Origin of the sequence: Microcoleus pseudofavosus SVA1_A4, from assembly GCF_036700565.1 — a bacterium.
Lineage (GTDB): Bacteria > Cyanobacteriota > Cyanobacteriia > Cyanobacteriales > Microcoleaceae > Microcoleus.
Genome location: NZ_JAUBPE010000034.1, coordinates 20,160 through 37,812, shown reverse-complemented (window position 1 = coordinate 37,812; position 17,653 = coordinate 20,160). Strand labels below are relative to the sequence as shown.

At 43.4% G+C, this 17,653-nt stretch carries 17 protein-coding genes and 1 pseudogene; 6 read left to right on the top strand and 12 right to left on the bottom strand.

The genetic code is table 11. The features are described 5' to 3' along the window. Window positions 1-218 precede the first annotated feature (218 nt). The 7 genes and pseudogenes from QUA02_RS16350 to QUA02_RS16320 form a co-directional block, all read right to left on the bottom strand. Window positions 219-1,115, bottom strand: a complete 897-nt coding sequence (locus QUA02_RS16350) for a pirin family protein (RefSeq protein ID WP_333029235.1) — start codon at window positions 1,113-1,115, stop codon at window positions 219-221. Window positions 1,116-1,268: 153 nt separating this feature from the next. After that, window positions 1,269-1,484 (bottom strand): hypothetical protein, encoded by a 216-nt coding sequence (locus tag QUA02_RS16345; RefSeq protein WP_333029270.1) that lies wholly within the window; start codon window positions 1,482-1,484, stop codon window positions 1,269-1,271. A 241-nt stretch (window positions 1,485-1,725) separates the two neighbouring features. Then, window positions 1,726-1,992, bottom strand: a complete 267-nt coding sequence (locus tag QUA02_RS16340; protein WP_333029234.1) for a hypothetical protein — start codon at window positions 1,990-1,992, stop codon at window positions 1,726-1,728. A 143-nt stretch (window positions 1,993-2,135) separates the two neighbouring features. After that, window positions 2,136-2,303: pseudogene (locus QUA02_RS16335) on the bottom strand (DUF1348 family protein); the annotation flags it as partial. Between the two features lie 35 nt (window positions 2,304-2,338). Beyond that, window positions 2,339-2,560 carry a DUF1348 family protein gene (locus QUA02_RS16330; protein ID WP_333029233.1) on the bottom strand — a complete coding sequence of 74 codons (222 nt, stop codon included), beginning with the start codon at window positions 2,558-2,560 and terminating at the stop codon, window positions 2,339-2,341. A gap of 216 nt (window positions 2,561-2,776) precedes the next feature. Continuing rightward, window positions 2,777-3,526 carry a glucose 1-dehydrogenase gene (locus tag QUA02_RS16325; RefSeq protein ID WP_333029232.1) on the bottom strand — a complete coding sequence of 250 codons (750 nt, stop codon included), beginning with the start codon at window positions 3,524-3,526 and terminating at the stop codon, window positions 2,777-2,779. Further along, on the bottom strand, window positions 3,456-3,914 hold the full coding sequence (locus QUA02_RS16320) for an oxidoreductase dimerization domain-containing protein (RefSeq protein ID WP_333029269.1): 459 nt from the start codon (window positions 3,912-3,914) through the stop codon (window positions 3,456-3,458). The genes QUA02_RS16325 and QUA02_RS16320 overlap by 71 nt, the downstream gene beginning before the upstream one ends. 117 nt (window positions 3,915-4,031) lie before the next feature. Between QUA02_RS16320 and QUA02_RS16315 the strand changes: the two genes are divergently transcribed. Continuing rightward, window positions 4,032-4,166 carry a hypothetical protein gene (locus QUA02_RS16315; RefSeq protein ID WP_333029231.1) on the top strand — a complete coding sequence of 45 codons (135 nt, stop codon included), beginning with the start codon at window positions 4,032-4,034 and terminating at the stop codon, window positions 4,164-4,166. 18 nt (window positions 4,167-4,184) lie between these two features. Here QUA02_RS16315 and bla read toward each other — a convergent pair whose 3' ends face one another. After that, a complete protein-coding gene (gene bla, locus QUA02_RS16310) occupies window positions 4,185-5,150 on the bottom strand; it encodes a class A beta-lactamase, subclass A2 (protein WP_333029230.1) in 966 nt (321 codons plus the stop codon). A 244-nt stretch (window positions 5,151-5,394) separates the two neighbouring features. Between bla and QUA02_RS16305 the strand changes: the two genes are divergently transcribed. Together QUA02_RS16305 and QUA02_RS16300 are read left to right on the top strand one after the other, a co-directional pair. After that, window positions 5,395-5,673, top strand: a complete 279-nt coding sequence (locus tag QUA02_RS16305; RefSeq protein ID WP_333029229.1) for a hypothetical protein — start codon at window positions 5,395-5,397, stop codon at window positions 5,671-5,673. Next, window positions 5,670-6,053: a YlcI/YnfO family protein gene (locus QUA02_RS16300; protein ID WP_333029228.1), complete on the top strand. Its 384-nt coding sequence runs from the start codon at window positions 5,670-5,672 to the stop codon at window positions 6,051-6,053. The genes QUA02_RS16305 and QUA02_RS16300 overlap by 4 nt, the downstream gene beginning before the upstream one ends. Before the next feature lie 221 nt (window positions 6,054-6,274). On the opposite strand, the gene QUA02_RS16295 is transcribed toward QUA02_RS16300, so the two are convergent. The 3 genes from QUA02_RS16295 to QUA02_RS16285 form a co-directional block, all read right to left on the bottom strand. Continuing rightward, window positions 6,275-9,409: a helicase-related protein gene (locus tag QUA02_RS16295; protein WP_333029227.1), complete on the bottom strand. Its 3,135-nt coding sequence runs from the start codon at window positions 9,407-9,409 to the stop codon at window positions 6,275-6,277. A gap of 187 nt (window positions 9,410-9,596) precedes the next feature. Further along, complete coding sequence (locus QUA02_RS16290) at window positions 9,597-11,414, bottom strand: sigma-70 family RNA polymerase sigma factor (protein WP_333029226.1); 1,818 nt, start codon at window positions 11,412-11,414, stop codon at window positions 9,597-9,599. 73 nt (window positions 11,415-11,487) lie between these two features. After that, complete coding sequence (locus tag QUA02_RS16285; RefSeq protein ID WP_333029225.1) at window positions 11,488-14,982, bottom strand: Eco57I restriction-modification methylase domain-containing protein; 3,495 nt, start codon at window positions 14,980-14,982, stop codon at window positions 11,488-11,490. 205 nt (window positions 14,983-15,187) lie between these two features. Between QUA02_RS16285 and QUA02_RS33645 the strand changes: the two genes are divergently transcribed. Together QUA02_RS33645 and QUA02_RS16275 are read left to right on the top strand one after the other, a co-directional pair. After that, on the top strand, window positions 15,188-15,478 hold the full coding sequence (locus QUA02_RS33645; protein WP_445305179.1) for a WD40 repeat domain-containing protein: 291 nt from the start codon (window positions 15,188-15,190) through the stop codon (window positions 15,476-15,478). A gap of 495 nt (window positions 15,479-15,973) precedes the next feature. Further along, window positions 15,974-16,675: a thermonuclease family protein gene (locus QUA02_RS16275; RefSeq protein ID WP_333029223.1), complete on the top strand. Its 702-nt coding sequence runs from the start codon at window positions 15,974-15,976 to the stop codon at window positions 16,673-16,675. Between the two features lie 239 nt (window positions 16,676-16,914). Here the strand turns inward: QUA02_RS16275 and QUA02_RS16270 are convergent, their stop codons facing one another. Then, window positions 16,915-17,331: a hypothetical protein gene (locus QUA02_RS16270; RefSeq protein WP_333029222.1), complete on the bottom strand. Its 417-nt coding sequence runs from the start codon at window positions 17,329-17,331 to the stop codon at window positions 16,915-16,917. Between the two features lie 110 nt (window positions 17,332-17,441). On the opposite strand from QUA02_RS16270, the gene QUA02_RS16265 reads away from it, so the two are divergent. Further along, window positions 17,442-17,618, top strand: a complete 177-nt coding sequence (locus QUA02_RS16265; protein ID WP_333029221.1) for a hypothetical protein — start codon at window positions 17,442-17,444, stop codon at window positions 17,616-17,618. Window positions 17,619-17,653: the final 35 nt, after the last annotated feature.

Sequence of the window (17,653 nt, the reverse complement as noted above, 5' to 3'; positions counted from 1 at the left end):
TTTTTCAGGTGAGCTGGACTGAAATAAGTTTTAAGTTCAAACAAAGCCCTAATTGGCTTTATATGATGTAGTCTGAACCCCTCTATTATGTTGCAGCCCGCACACAAATTTATGTCTGGCCACATCACAAGTTTTTGAATAATATCCGTGAAGATTGGAGTACAAAAGACTGATTCTGTATCAAAAAACATTTCCTTAATTTAGATGGCTGGAGCTATTCACAACGGTTGTTCCCTTTGAGAAGGCAGCTCTTCTGGCAGCGGGATAAACTCTGTCTCTTGAGGAACTTGACCGAACCGCCCCTCTTTCCAATCGAGTTTGGCTTGCTCAATGCGCTCGCGCCGGCTCGAAACAAAATTCCACCACTTATGCCGCTCGCCGACAGGTTCGCCGCCAATCACAATACAGCGAGCCGTGCCTGAAGCAGAAATGTTTGCCGATGTGCCTGAAGTTAGAACCGCCAACCGATGCTGTTCTAAAGGCACTCCATCGATCGCAAGCCCCTCTGTTACGCTGTAAACCGCCTGTTCGCTGTAATTGCCCGGTAAGGTAAATTGCGAGCCTGGAGTCAGTTGCACGTCCAGATAAATCATGGGTGAAAATATTTGGACTGGGGAAGTGCGACCGTAAGCATCGCCCGCAATCAGGGCGAACGAAACTCCTGCATCCTCCCAAGCGGGCAGCTCGGTTGCTGGATGGTGCCGAAACCAAGGTTCTGTTTCTTCGTATTCGTCGGGAAGTGCTATCCAAGTTTGGATGCCGTGCAGGATGGCTTCAAAGCTGCGCTCGCTGTCTGGCGTGCGTTCGGAGTGGACGATGCCTCGCCCTGCCGTCATCCAGTTCACCGCGCCGGGATGGATTTCTTGAACGCTGCCGACACTGTCGCGGTGCAGCAAAACCCCTTCAAACAAGTAGGTGACGGTTGCTAAGTTGATGTGGGGATGCGGTCTGACATCGACACCCTTACCTGGTGGAAACACCGCAGGGCCGAGATGGTCAAAAAAGATAAACGGGCCAACCAGCGTGAGAACGTCTGAGGGAAGCAGGCGGCGGGCTTGGAATCCACCCAAATCTTGAATGTGCGGCTCGATGAGATGCTGGATGCTATCCGTCATGATGTTGGTGAAGTTGCGAATGCTAAGCCTGTGTCAAGAGTGCATTATACAAAAAGCTATCCCTAGAAAGTTGTATCGGTGAGTATTTCAATTGTTTAAACTTTCCCAACGGAAAGCCGCTGTAGAGTGTCGAGTTCTCAAGCAGCTTTCTGGTTACGAGACAATGGAGAGTTCGTCAGTGACTCGAATGCGACCTTTGACCAAGGAGCGGATCAGGCGGTCGAGCGAGCAGCGTTCTTCTTCGCTGGTGGACTCATCGAGGATGGCAGCCATCATGCCGTAGCGGTCAGCTTTAGTGAGGCGGTGAGTATCGGTGACAGTGGCTATTAATTCGTTGATGGCGCCGGGGAGAAGGTTGAGGGGAGACATGGGATTACTTTGAACTCGACACCTCAATCATCTCCTTGTTTCCCTTAAGAGCAAGTGATAGTGCTGCTATTTTTCCGTGATAATACTGAATGTGTTGGGTAAGCCAAGTCCGCGTTACAAGCGATCGAAGTCACAATAACCCAGTCGATCTGCGGAGCAACTAGAACTTTTGGCGCTGCTGAAATTAGGTATGGTTGATGCGCTGAGCAATTCATAAAAAACAATTCAACCCAAGTCGTATTCAGCAATATTCGCCTCGCGCGATCGCACTTATCATACCTCGATCCAGCGGAAGCTGCACCAACAGCATCGTCCGTAAAACCGCTCGCGCTGGAAACACAGCCAATGGAACGGAAGCTCTACCGCCATCCGCAAAACCAATAGCATCGCTAACATCGGAAACACTGCCAGCAGCGGAAGCTGCATTGCCAGCACCAGCACCGCCAATACCGTCCGCACCCGTGCCCGAACCCATCCCGTTCAATAAAAGGAAAGTAGCCTGACTCACCGCCTCCAAGCAACCGATAAATAAGCGACGGTCAGGTTTACTGTGGATATGTCCGAAACTCTGCACCGCAAACTGTCGGTGTTGGCAGCAAAGACAGGGCGCAAGAAAGTGGATACTGTTGGAAGATGGGTTAAAGAAGAGGCTTAGCGGTAAGGATTCTCTTGATTTTGTGCGATCGCTGTAATCCGAGAGTGGCGATCGCTTTTGCTCTCCTGAATTGGCAGGTCGTTAATGCTGGCAATACGCCACCGCATGAATCCGTGTTCGTCGAACTCCCAATTTTCATTACCGTAGGAACGGAACCAGTTGCCAGTATCATCATGTTATTCGCAAGCAAACCGGACAGTCATTCGGTTATCCCAAAAGTCCAAAGCTCCTTGATAAGACGGTAGTCCAATTCTTTAAGCCATTTACGTGTCAAGAACTGTACGATCGCATCGCGACCAGATAGAAATTCACAGCGGTTGCGCCAAACGCTATCTGGCGTGTAAGCGAGTGATACTCGTTCTGGGTTACGAGTGTTCCAAGCATATAAATGCGCTTCGGACTTTTTGGATGGCGGATTCATTATCAAAAGGCGGCAGCGGTAGTCGAGGATTTTCGGGGTTGTTCATAGTGTGGTAGCGTAAAATAAGTAGCATTTCAAGTGTTTCTATGAGCTAATTCCCACCTAAAAGGGGCGCTTTACTCTGGTTTATTTCTCCCTCATTGAGTGCTTTGAGTTGAGTCCAAAGTGGACTGTACATAGCCCACTTGGAAGATTACTGGCTACTTTTAGAGCGCTTCAAATCTGTGCCATACCGCCATCAACAAACAGCTCGATGCCGTTGACAAAGCTGCTGTCGTCACAAGCGAGAAAGACAACGGCTTTGGCAATTTCATCGGGCGTCCCTACTCTTCCCAGTGGGATGGTGGCGGCTTGGCTATCTACGAATTCCTGCAACTGCTCATCACTCAGTCCCAAGTGATCGTAACCAGGAGTAGGAACTACGCCTGGGCTAATGGCGTTAACTCGGATATGGCGCTCTTTGAGGTCGAGCGTCCAATTACGGGCAAACGATCGCACGGCGGCTTTGGTGGCACTGTAAACGCTAAACGCTGGAGTACCCTTGATGGAAGTGATCGAGGCATTCAGAATAATGGAAGCACCTTCTGGCAACAGTGGCAGAGCCTTCTGCACAGTGAACAGCAGGCCTTTAACGTTGGTGTTGAAGGTTTTGTCAAAGTGTTCCTCAGTGATCGATCCGAGCGGGGCGAGTTCTCCACCGCCAGCGTTGGCGAAGATTACATCCAGGCGACCTTGCTCTTGCTCGATTGTGGCAAAAAGGTGATCGAGGTCTGCCAGATTAGAGACATCGCTCTGAACACCAGTGACTTTTTCACCAATCTCTTTAACGGCGGCATCGAGTTCAGTTTGACGGCGACCCGTGATAAAGACATACGCTCCTTCGGCGACAAAGCGCTTAGCAGTCGCAAGACCGATGCCGCTGGTGCCGCCGGTGACAAGAGCGACTTTTCCTTCTAGTTTTTTCATTTTGAATAAGTCCTGTGGTATTGCACTTGCTGCTTACAACGCCTGAAAACAGCATATTTAATCCTTCGGTCATCGTGGGATGAGGCAAAACTCCATCGCGCAGAACGATGTGCGGCATCTGAGCTTGCATCACCATTTGCACCGTCAAAATCACTTCACCCGCTTCATGACACAAGAGCGAACATCCGAGAATCCGACTTGTTTGAGTATCCACGATCGCGTTCCTCATTCCATCGGTTTGACCCTCTGTTTCTGTTCGCGTAATGTCTGCGGCATCCAGCTTGCTACTCGGATGGCATAATAATACCTTTATTGCTGCGTTCTGGTTTCGGTCAGACCTACATGAGCCAGTTCTGGATCGTTGAAAAGACCGGATGGAACCATCCATCAAGTTCGCTTTGAAAATCCGATAATCATCGAGTACCACATGGGTGCATTGCGGCCCCCATTGATATCGCCTAACCCCCAGATATTCGGTACATTCGTCTTCAGGCAATCGTTGACAATGAATGCGTGCGCATCGGTTGCCACACCCTCCGCCATCGACGGCAACGCGCAAATGCGAACATTGAAGTTCCATTGGACGATCGGCATCTGGAATCTGATGTTTAGCTGCACTGCCAGAGCAATCGACCCTTAACACCTTCGCCTTCAGCAACTATTTGCTCCATTCGTCCCATGCTGCCTTCGCCACTTTTGCGATTACTTCCTCGCGTACCGCATCGTTTGCTCTAGAGTCTGAAACAAAAACGGAGATCGCCATATGCCGTCCGTTCGGGAGCGTCACGAGTCCAATATCGTTGGTTGCAGCCGTCACTCCATTTACAGTAGACGAAGTACCCGTTTTGTGCGCCACAACCGTCCCATCAGGCAACAGTCCTTTAAGGCGCTTTGGGCCTGTAGTTGTCTCTGTCATCAATTGCAGCAATAAAGTTTGACTGGATTTTGAAAGCCCTTTTCCCTCGTGAAAGGCGCGCAACAAAACGACGGCCGCATCAGGTGTCGCATAGTTGCGGTACTGTACTGCTGTGCCTTGCGCTAGCTCCTTCTCCGTGTTAGCAACGACGATATCATTTACGCCAAGACCGCGCAAATACTCCGTGACAATTATTGGCTCGCCGACTTGTCGTAACAGCATATCAGAAGCCGTATTATCACTTTCAGAAACCATGTACTTTAATAGTTCAGCCAGACTGAATTCCATTCCCTGCGATGAATCGTCGAGAATCCGACTACCCTGGAGGACATCGCTGGCTTCTACACGAATTTTTTGATCTAGCTTCAGTTTTCCTTGGTCTACTTGAGCCAGAACAGCCATTGCAATAGGAAACTTGTAAACGCTTTGCATCGGAAATTGCTGATTTCCATTCAGAGTGACTGACTCTCCGGTTTCTAGCACTGCGGCTGTAACTCCAACACGCCCTAGAGCTGCTTGAGAAATTTGTTCGATCCGATCGCGTAATTCGTTTGTGCGCTCAGCGTTGGATATTGTGATACCGCTCGGTGCACTTGTCTCGTTGTTGGGGGTGTCTTCTCTATTACTGGAGTTAACGCTGGTGCAACCAAGAGTCAGTAAGAACAAGCAAAATGTGTAAAGCCAAGCTTTTTTAATCGCTGGAATCATGTCAATAATTTTCGGTTGGGGTTAAGCCGTATTGAGGATAAAAAAGTTAGGGGTGAGGTTTTAATTCCTGTACCTCTGTGCGTTGGCTTTATAATTCCCTAAAAGCCAGCCGTAGATTTCTGGAACAACTTCACTCTTGTTTGAGAGAACGGGTAGGAGTTTTGCGTCTATTTAAATGAGTTTTTAGTTCATCCATAGTATTTTCTGCTTCCTAGCGCTGGTGATATTATGTCGCCAGTAAAATATGCGGTTTGAGCTAACACCTTTCAATTTATCAGTTCTAGGGTTAACCGAGAAGTATTGGCTTGACACTCCTTACGCTGCAACAGGCTCTGAAATGCCAATTGGGAAAACTTGCACCCACCGTCAAGCCGCGATCGAATCGGTCATTCACCAAAAACAAGTGATTGCTGATTCTTCGGGTCAAGCAGCGACTGTGTGGGATTTGGGCGGTCAACCTGCCAAAGATTCTGGCACAGAGTACAGCCGACTGTTTAAGGAAATCATGGGAGCGCTGAAATGAGTACCAAAAAACGCAAACCGCTCGGCAGCGCGATCGAAGAATTTGTTTTTGGTACAAACGAAGCTGCATCACCAACACCACCAGAGCTTGTATCGCCAGCAGTAACGCTCGCAGCATCGCTAACACCAGAAGCTGCATTGCCCGCAACACCACCGCAGCCGGAAGCATTGGCACCAGAACCTGTAGCTATTCAATCAAAGGAGCCTAGCCTTATGAGTAAACTGCAAGCACCCGATAAAGAAGCTACGGTCAGGTTTACTGTGGATATGTCTGAAACTCTGCACCGTAAACTGTCGATGCTGGCGGCAAAGACAGGGCGCAAGAAAGTGGATATCGTGCGGATGTTACTGGAGGATGGGCTTAAGGAGGTTGAGGGGTAGGGGCGATCGCTGATTGAGGGTAAGTGCGATCGCAATTCGGTGTTTGTGGCGAGGTTGTGCAAGGCGATTCTGTGTGTGGCTTAGGTTCGAGCTTTGATTGTTGCAAAGTACGATCGTTATATTTGACAGATGCGGCTCTTACTTGACAGGGAAAAACGCATCGCGGTGCGCTTTTAGTTTTGTGTATGATCGCTGGCGCAAAAGTTTCGGTCTAGCTTCTGTTAACTTGACTTAAACCATTCATAGCAGACAAGCTGTACATCCTCCTTTTTGATGATATCCAAAGTAGTTTGCTCATCATCTTCAATATCCTGCCCTATTTCCTTGTCAATGAAATATTCATCAAGATCTGCCACTAGATTCGTTGGGTTGCTATCCTTCACAAACGCATCCCAAAAAAATCTAATTTCTTTCTCAAAAGTTTTCAGATTATCAACAGAGGTAATAATTCTCAGCACACGCTCTTTAGCTTCTATTTCTGATTGATCGTTTTCTGGCAGTTCACTTTGGGTTAATGCTGTGTAAATACTCAGCATTAACTTTGATAGTGGTGGCTTTATCCGATTGCTAGACTGCTGCTTTTGGAAATCTTCAATCAGATTATTTACTGCCCCTTGCAGAATCGCAAAAATTGCATTATCAAACTGAACAGGCGGTAAATCATCAGGGTTGGGATAATTACTTTCTTGGCACTGAATCATTTTGAATATTCTGCGCTTTTCAGTAGTCATTAAGTCTTTATAAGTTGAGTTCCGGTCAGTCAGGATTGCTCCATTGATGCGTGGGTAAAAATGCCAAATACTGCGATCCTTTGCGCTGAATGCCAAAAATATGCCATTAATGCCATCCTTGCGGGTGCTGTGGATTCCCATCGGGATTTCTTCAATCAGTTCTCGGCCCTTTTGGGTAAGAAACTCTAGCAATGGGAAACGCATCTCATCTAAGGAAATAAGCTCGACGGCTTGCTCTAGCTCTTCCAGAATTGCGGCTTTTTCTGCGTCGGTGTCGGCTTGTTTGAGTTTGCGTAACTCTTCAATTGACTTTTCTGAGATGGTTTCTCCTAGAACACTACCATCTAAACCAACTTCGCGATCGATTGTAGCTATCCGTTGTTGTAATCGTTTAACCAAGCCTAACAGCTTTTCTAAACCTTCCTCTGGGAAACAATTGTAGATAAATAATCTCTCAAAATCACTACCCAAACGGTCAATCCGTCCCGCCCGTTGAATCATGCGTACTGGGTTCCAGTGCAGATCGTAATTTACTAACACTCCTGCATCTTGTAGGTTTTGCCCTTCTGATAGCACGTCAGTACAAATGAGGATGTCAATCTGGTTGTCTCGGTATTCCTGTAATTCTTCGGGCGTGGCATCTTTTTTAGAGTTAGCTTTGGGAGCAAAGCGCTTGACTTTATCTTCCCGCATTTTGCCAGACGTTGCACCAGTGATGATATCGATCGCCGGATTGCCCATAGCCACTAACCATGCCTCATCCTTGATAAGTTCTTGGTACAAATAGTTAGCGGTATCTTTAAAATAGCTAAATACTAAAGTTTTTTTACTCTGTAACTGCTGTTGTAGTAAATTTTTGAATGCTACTAACTTTAGATCGTTTTCTTTGCCCGCTGCCACACCTTCACGAATGTTTCGCAATTTTTCGATAATATCTTCTAGGCTCTGAAAATCTTGAGAAATTTGTTTCTTAAGTTGAGAAACATTGTATTCTTTTTGATTAACTTCTTCAAGAGAGTTTACTATTTCTGTAATGGAGGTATTTTCCTGTTCTTCTTCTTCAGCAGCGATAATTTTACGAAACTTATCGGTTGTTAACAGTTTACCACTTTGCAAGCAAGTATTAAACTCAGTTTGAAACCTTTGCTGCCTAATCATACTGGATTCAAAGGCAACTAGCGAACTTTCTAAACGCTTTAACCAAAGGGACTTCATTAGGGCAGCTAGTGCCTCATTTCTTTTAACTTCTTTCTCATCATCTTTGTCTATCTTACGTTTAAATGACTTGATATTATACGGTGCTAAGTTTAAAGAATCGATTTGATCAGCTATCCCGGCATAGAGTCCTTCATAAATGTCTTCAAAGTTATAGGTAAAGTTTTCTAATTGACGGGTAGGAAAATGAATCTCTTTGCCACTAATAAAGATTTGTTCCCCCGCTTGCTGTCGTTTGATCACGTCTAAACGCGATCGTCTCACCATTGTCTGCATAAGCAGTTCTGTAATTTCGATTTTGCCTTGATTTAAAGCTTTGAAATAACTGGTAAGGTTGCTGATCCCCCATTCCCGGTAATAAGTTGGGGTATTACGCGCCATAAGCAGCATTTGGTGATAAAGGTCAAAGACAGTATTATTAATTGGGGTTGCGGTCAATAGCACGATTTTCTTGCTACGTTTACCTGTACCAATTAGCTTCTGAAGATTAATATAACGGTTAGTCCCAGAATTACGGAAATTGTGGGACTCATCAATAACGATGATGTCGTGTTTAGTAAAGCGTCTAATATCAAAGGTTTTTCGCCCCAATTCTTCCTGAGAAACGATATCTGCTTTAATACCATACTCATCTAGTTTCTTAGTCCATACTAAATCTCGCAACTGAGCAGGACAAATCACAAGAGCACGGGGTACATAACCAGGGCTGCGTTCTTTCTGTAGGTAATGCTCAATTAGCCTTAACCCGATATAGGTTTTACCTAAACCCACTGCATCAGCCACCATACAAGCATCATGGCGATCGATTAACCTGACTGCTTGCTCAAAACCTTGCTGCTGAAAACTTGCTAGTTCTAAAGCTGTGCCGTTGTTTCCTTCGCTCTGAGTTTCATTCTTGAATAGTTCATACAGGGCTTTGACAAATACTTGGTAGGGTGTGTATGCCTTACTGCCAAACTTGGAAGCATTGAGCGCATCAATGAGCTTGGTTTTGTAGTCCACATCTACACTGGGGTCATTCCAGAACTTCTCAAACCAGTTGTGCCGTAAGTCACGCGCGATTGCCTCAATCTTGTTTACCACGTTTAGCTCGGTGTTGCCACTCAAGCCCGATGGGGTAAAGTTACTGGAACCAATGATGCTGTACTTGTCGAAGATATAAGCTTTGGCGTGCAGAAATTGAGTTTTATTGCCCAATGCCCCAAATAGTCTGACTTGGATATGCTCTTGCTGGAGGTAAGCAATTAAACGGTCTATCTGCTGTTTGTACTCTAGTTTGAAGGTTTGGCCCTCTAGCTGCTGTTGGAGGTCGCGCCGAAGGTGGCGGATTAAGTCAATGCGATCGCTCTCAGCGGGGCGGATGGTGGGGTCGCGCCCAATCAGGAGTCTAAGACTGGTTAGGGCATTCATAGCATCTTCTAGCCGCACCCAGGCCTCAATACGGAAAAAACCAGTGGCGATGTCGAGAATGAGTTGACGATCGTCTTTGATTAGGGTTTTGAGGACGGTTTCTAGTTTGTATTGGGAGTTATCGATATAGTCAGGTAGGGACATAATTAATTGATTGTGGCTAGAGGTTAATTAAATTTGTTAGTGGCTACCATTTCATTAACTGAAACAATTCCGTTTCAGCGATCGCATATAAATCAGGAGTAGCGTGTTTAGCAATTCCCCAGATTATATATACGATATATTCTGGCTTTGTATAAACGCCTCCTGAAATTAATAAAAAAATATGCTTTTTTAGCAACTTATTGTTATCTGGAAAAAGTTTGCGTTGTCCATTTTTTTCTTGAAAAAGCTGGGTGGTTGATTTCTCTGAAATAATGGGTTTAGTGATTTTTAATCTGTTTATTTGTTCGTTTGATAATTGACAATCAAAATTTGCCCGAAGTGTATTTAGTCTATTACTTGACGGCAAAGCCGTTTGAGAAATATTTGTACAGTCACCGTTCAATAATAAGTATTCTTTTTTGAACTTCTGTCGTGCTTTATATTCGATCTGTCGGATGCGTTCGCGAGTTAAACCAAAAAATTGACCAATCTCTTCAAGTGTTTTTGCCTGACCATCATCTAAACCATACCGTAGGCGCAAGATATCCTGCTCTTTTTCGCTGAGTACCATCAATACATTGTCCAAATTTTGCAGTGACCAAAGCCTTTCCAGATAGTCATTAGGTATTTCACCCTCAAACTTAATCAAATCACCGAGACGTGAATTGTCTTCGTTGCTGATCAGAGTTTCAAGAGAGATGGGCAACTGCACTATTTTAGTTATGTCCTGTAACTTTTCGATTGTTATGTTTGTGCGGTTAGCAATTTCTTCCACACTGGGATTACGTCCCAGTTCTTGCACTAAAATATGGGTATTTTTTTTAACTAACGATATTTTTTCATAAATATGAACAGGCAACCTAATAATACGGGAATGATTATAAAGGCCTCTAGTAATAGATTGCTTAATCCACCAAATTGCGTAAGTTGAAAATTTATAGCCTTTATTCGGGTCAAACTTTTTAGCAGCCATCATCAAGCCTTTATTTCCTTCCTGAATTAAATCTAAAAAATCAAGTCCCCGATTTACATACTTTTTTGCAATAGATACTACTAATCTGAGATTAGCATTTACTAAGCGATGGAAAGCAAATTTTCCAGCCGTAATAATGTCATATAATTCTGATATTTGCAAGGAACATGAATCAGCCCACTCCCAATCTGTTGGGTCACATTTTAGCTGACTTTTTAGCTTGCGTTTGGATTTATCTAGCTCTAACCAATGTTGAATCTTACGCGAAAAAACAATCTCCTCCTGGCGATCGATTAATGCTATCTTACCAATATGATTGAGATACCACCTTACAGAATCATTATCCTGAACTGCTTTTTTAAGAGGTAAAGCTTCGGCTAATGTTTTATGTTGTACGTGATAAAGGCTGTGTAGGTCTAAGCTTCTCGTGGCTATTTTTTCTAACAAATTTAATGTATAAAAATTAGGAGTTTTAAGGTCAATAAATACTTTGGATACCCGAACATTTAACTCCATTTTTATATTAAAATTTTTAATAGGACTAACTAATAGTAATTGCTTGTAGTTACAGGTAGCAACGAGTAGAAAGAAACTAGGGCGTTTACACAAACTTTTGGCTATGCTGTGCATTCGATTAGCTGCTGCTGTATCCGAACTCCATGAATTAGGCTGCAATTCAAATAAAAAGATTTGTAAATCTGAATTACCCTGATTGGCAATAAGGTATGCTTCCCGAATAGAATTAGCACTCGCTGAAGGTAAATCTAAATCTTTTACATCAATAGGTTCACAACAAGCATCATAGCCCAGTTTCTCAAATATTACTGCAACTGATAATGGATCATTAACATCGTGGATGTCTTCAAGTTGTAAATGTCTAGCTTGCATATAAATTAACTACTAGATTCAATTTTAGGAATACGAAATTGCTCAAATGCACTCCAAACAGTCCATGCCATAACTACTCGCTTCTAATAATCTTCATTTCTTGATCAGTTAGCCCATAAAGATGAGCTATCATATTATCAATATCTACTTCATCTTGTGCAATATCAGCATGGGGGTTTAATTTTTTGGTGTCCATAATTTTATTTACAACTTCAATAATTTCTTTTTGTTTTTCAAATTCTGGTACATAAATAGGAATTTCTGTTAAAGGGGTATAGTATAACTCTAAATTATCACCCTTTCTTTTTCCTCTAAAATAAAGCCAGTAGTAATACATTCTTGAATTAAGTACCGCCAATAAATATTTAAGTAAAAGAACTGATGAATGTTTTAATGTAATAAAATAAACATCTTTGCTTGAATACCATTCTTCGTTATTGTAAGCAAAACAATTTAAAGAGGATCTTTGTGGACAAATTACTTTTTCTCCCTCAAATACCAAACTACTTTTTTGTTGAAAAACAACCCACCACTTTCCTTGTTTTAAAGCCGCTTGTATTTCTCCTCTATTATAGCTTCTTGATTTAACTATTTTCTCATAAAAAATAAAATGCCTATAAATATTAGAGTATTTATTAATATCTAACTCTCTAGTAGCATAAATCAAAAATCTTTGAGGGATAATATTACAGTAATATCTTCTAATATCTGAATTTTTATAGAAAGGTTTAATTAATTGTTTTTCATGTTCTACTAAACATAGATTTAGTATTTCTTCTTTTGAAAGTACATATACACCTTTATCTTTATTTACATAGTCAATTAAACCTTGTTGAATGTGTTTTTCTGTTACTTTATCGCATCCAGTCTGAATACCAGTATTAATTTCACATATTTGTCCTAGTAGAAAATTACTCTTTTGCGATATTTTATCTAAGATTGAAGAAATATTTGGTTCTTGTATAGATAGTTTGTCTTTTTTTAATACATTGTTTGAATCTAATGTAAAGGAAATATCCACACCAGAAAGCCTAATATAATTTTGACTACCTTGATATATATCAGATTGTGTTTTTTCTAAAAAACTACTCTCACTGTCTATTCCATTTAATATTGAATTAAGTATATTGAAATCTGCATCTCCTTTTCTTTTAACTATTGTAATATTAGCTTTTATTGGTTTAGCACTAACATTTTTAGACTTTTGTAAACAAAGGATTAAATTATGTTGTCCTTTTGCTGATTCAAAAATTCTTAGTTCATTAAAATCAATTGCTCTAAGAATTACAGAACGTTCTTTTAAATCTTGCCGCAAAGTAAAAGCACCATCTGCTGTAAGAAAATAGTTCGTTGTAATAAATGAAACAAGTCCATCTTCCCTTATTATTTCCAATCCTAGATGATAAAAGAAATAAAATATATCCATATTTCTTTGATAAAATTTACCCAGAAAACTAGATCTAATATTTTGAAATATTTCTTTATTACTCTTTTGACCGACATAGGGAGGATTACCAATCACAATATCAAACCCACCCTTACCCTCAAACACATCTCTAAAATGCAAATGATACTGGAAGAAATTAAGCGATCGCTCCCCAGACTCCACCTCAACAGCAAACTTATCCAACTCAGCCAACTTACTAACAATCTCAGCCATTTCCTTTTCCTGGGGCTTAGTAACCTTACCCTTAAGCAACCTAATATTATCTTCCAACTCCTTTTGTTTCCCTAACCAGAACTGACGGCGATGGATCACTGCCACCCGAAAGATATTAGCTTCTGCTGCTAAAATCTTTTCCCTAAGCTGGTGACGTTCATCAGATTGAGCATCAAAATAACGTTTCTCCAGTTCTAGCAAGGGTGCGATCGCCATTTGAATCGGAGTTACAGCTAACATCCCCTGTTGCGTCTTAGTCGGATCGGGAATCAATTGTTCACCGTAAATCGTAGAGATGAGACTATTCCCACACATTAGCTTGTAATCAAGATTAGGCAAGGGTTCTACATTGTCAATGTTGGGAATATCCACCACCAACGATAGCCACATCCGCAGTTTAGCAATTTCAATCGATTCCGGTTTGATATCCACACCATAGAGATTATTGCCAATAATCTCGCGTTTCCACTCGCTCATGGTAAGGCTACCACGCTGTACAGTTATCCCTTCCCGACGAGCGATTGCTTGCCGCACCTGTAAGATAGTTTGCATCATGCCCAATGGGAAAGCACCGGAACCTACAGCCGGGTCAAGCACCTTAATATTTTCAACGGCTTTTTTGAGCGATCGCGCCTGTTGAGGACTCATTAACTGATTAAAGTCAGCGTCGGATAAATCAGGGTCATATTCTACGAATTGCCTTACCGCGTCTAAATCCATCCCCGATTCATCAACCAGATAACGAGTCAGCACCTCAGCACACATAAACTGAACAATTCCTCTAGGAGTGTAGAACGTACCGGATTGTCCTCGTTCTTCAGCGGCTAACATATTCTCAAAAACCTTACCCAACATTTCCGGGTCAACGGCGACATCTTCATCACCCGCGACGTTCTCAGATACGGTGAAATTGTAGTTATTGAAAAATCCCAGAATGCCGTCACTGCTGCCGGGGTCAAATAGAGAATTAGGTAAAGTAATAGTTTCTGGTGTTTCTCGTCCGGCTGCGTCTCGAATGCCTGCACCATAATCTCGGTCAAACAAACCGCCATTGAGATAGGGAATTTTGCCCCAACGTGACTCAAAGTTAGGGCGTTGTGCGTTGAGGGTTTCAAAGAACAGCGGTTCTAGGACTTCGCCGTAATAGTTTGTATCGTCGGGTTTGGTTCTGAAGGGCTCGTATTGTTTGGTAAGGAAACGGCGATCGCCTGCTAAAAATTCCTTCTTTTGCAAAAAGTAGAGGAACATAACCCGTCCCAGTAAGCGCTGGGAAAACTGGTGCAAGCAGTCTGAGTCGTTAAAGTACGAGTGCGGGTTGTGTTTCTTGACAGCAGCCTGCACCCGATCGAATAATTCTTTGTAACCCCGATAAAACTGTTTGGTGAGTTTTTCAACGTCAAACGCTTCGCACTGAGTTTTATAAAGTTCTAAAGGAGTTTGATTTTTAGCAGCAATGGCTTCTAATCGGTCGCGGTCATAGGCTGTGGGGTTAGTGCGATCGATTAATAGTTTGCGGATGCTGGCTTTAACGTTCATCTTTTCGTCAAGCGTTTTGCGGGGATTAACCAGCATCAGTTGGTTGTAATCTTTGGTTGCCAACAGTAAAAATTCGGTAGCACGTTTTCCCAATTGAGACGCGATCGCTTTCATCCGAGTGCTGGCTGTACTGGGAGAAACCCACTCATTAGGCTCTAGCTGAAACAGTAAAACTTGTAATGCGGCATTTCCTTGGTTAGCTATGAGGTATGTTTCAGTAATTGCTTCGGTATTCCGAGCCGATAGCTGAAGATCTTCTATGTTAAGCGGTTGAGTTTCGGCAACATAGCCCAATTTCCGAAACATAGATGCTATCTTTTCAGGGCTATCTATAGTTCGTAAATCGTCAAGTTGCAATAACCGCTCTGACATAATTCCTTATTCCTTTAGTCCCATTGCCTGTTTGAATGCTAACTTAAAAAATAAAACGCACTGCATTACTGCATGGATATGCAACAAATTGTAACACCTCAGCAGTGACACGATCGCTATGCAGTGAAGGTAGTGTTTACTGCGTCCAGCTTTTCTTCGAGCATTTTTCTTACCACTGTGCCTCTAGCTTGTTGGATGAGGTTATGTGGTCTGGGTCAATTTGGACGTACACTTTTTTAGACTGCACTACGGTGGATCGGTGGATAACAGGCTAAAGTTGTGGGATTTGACAACTGGTACAGAACTTAAAACATTGACGGGTCATACTACCTACATCAATGCGATCGCAATTACCGGCGACGGGCAAAGAGCTATTTCTGCGGCATTACGACAACACCCTAAAAGTCTGGGATTTAGAAGTGGGGAGACGATCGCTACTTTCAGCCTTATTTTGCTACACCGTTGCGTCCAATGGAGTAGCAATTGTAGCAGGTGATGAATCCGGTCGCGTATATTTCCTACGGCTAGAAGGGATACAGCCACTCACATAAATTTCTTACGCGATCGTCGGCAAGGTGGAATTTGCAGAGTTTCAGCCGCTAAAAGTTGATGGACGATCGCATAAAAAGACATAATTAGAAATATCCGAAGCTTATGAAAATTCATGAAAACTCATGAAAACTCATGAAAACTCATGAACTCATGAAAACTCATGGAAACTCATGAAAACTCATGAAAACTCATAGCCGATCGCCCCTGATTAATCAGTAGTCGGTAGGGAATTGCGCTTATTTTTACTTTTCAGTCCGATTGCCCGCCACTCCCCAGCAAATCTGGGACTGGGTTCGATCGAGATTATTCGCAATCCAAAATCTAAAATCTAAAATCTAAAATCCGTGACTTTGCCTGCAAAGCGGACGATCGAAGTCCGAAGCACCGCAGCAATTACAGCAATTAATCACCTAGCAAACACTAACGGACTCTAACATTAATGTTTATCGTTCCGATCGTCCCAGCAATTACGGCTCAAGTTTCTCAGCCAAACAATCAAGCTATTAATGCCCAGGTAGTTAGCGTCGGCGATGGCGACACGCTCACGATCCGCAACACCAGCGGACAAAACATAACCGTGAGGTTGGCTTGCATTGACACGCCTGAAAGAAATCAACCGGGAGGAAAAGAGGCAGGCGATCGTCTTAGTGCGCTTCTTCCCAGAGGTACATCAGTTAAAGTTCTTCCTGTGGACAAAGACCAATACGGGCGCACGGTTGGAGTCGTGTTCAGTGACAGAAATATTAATCTGCAATTGCTACAAGAAGGGCAAGCGTGGGTCTACGAGGAGTACATCAGCAACTGTCGCACCAGCGCTCAACAATTGCGGCAAGCTCAGAGTTCGGCTCAGCAGCAACGGCTTGGGCTATGGAGTCAAACTAATCCTTGCCCACCGTGGGATTATAGAAAAAATCAGTGTGTAGTAAAGCCCGCTGCTGCTCCACAAAAACCTGCACCAACTCCACAAAGACCTGCGCCGAGTCCACGAAATAATTGCGACCCCAGTTACCCCGACGTGTGTATCCCGCCTGCACCACCTGATTTAAATTGTGGCGACATTCCTCATAAACGCTTTCGTGTATTACAACCAGACCCTCACAGATTCGATCGCGACAAAGATGGTATAGGTTGCGAAAGGTAAAGGAAACCTGCCATTTTGAGCACAGTGGGGATAGGCGGAAAACTGTTAGATATTGATGAATCTGTAGCAGTTTTAAGCCCTGGGTCAGCTTATACCGATATCCTAATGAAGCTGTAGCAGTTGCAAGCCTTGAACCAGCTTATGCAAATATGCTGATGAATTGGAGGTAATTATGCCCCTCGTAAGCCAAAAAATTCTGGAATTTAAAGCGAGAAAGGCTATAGGTTGCGATTAATTCTTTAAATCGGTCGGACGTAATTTGTATTAGCTCTGACCCAGCAGCGAAATCGACTGAATGAAGTACCAACCCATAGCCAAGGTTTTCCCCGCCGGTCAAGAGAAATTCCAACAGTATCAAATCTTTCTCCAGGTGGCATAATCCTATCAACTGGCAACTCAAGCATATCCAGTCGGTTACTCGGACCAGTCCTATCTTGACAGCGAACATTCAAACCTTCTGGATCTACGGCTTCCCACACCCAAGGCATGACTACACTATTTCCGTTGACAATGCGGTAGTCTCCATTTTTGTCAGCCTCTGGATATGCGTTGGGATTTTGAACTTGGAGCAACGGACTAGCGACACTCGCACCAGAAAAAGAAGGAAAGAAAACTCCGGCAGTGAAGATTAGACGAATCCCAAGATTTTTGAACATAAGAATGATATACCTCACCTAACCAAGAACCCCTATCTGAAGGTTTAACGTAAAAAAGCTAGACCCGCAACCGCTCTAACCTTGCCAACACTCCAACCAACACTCCGACCGTGGCAACAGCGCTAGACCTGCGAACCGTGGCAGCCGTGGCAGCGCTCCGACCGTGCCAACGATCCAATCATCACCCCAACAGCCACCAACCACAACGCGCTAGATTGTGCATTTTGAGAGCCGTGCCAGATACGCAAGGCATCGAGGCGATCGACACGAGGCGATCGGCGCTTTAATTTGGTTTAGGTTGATTTTGCTTGACTTATTCTGA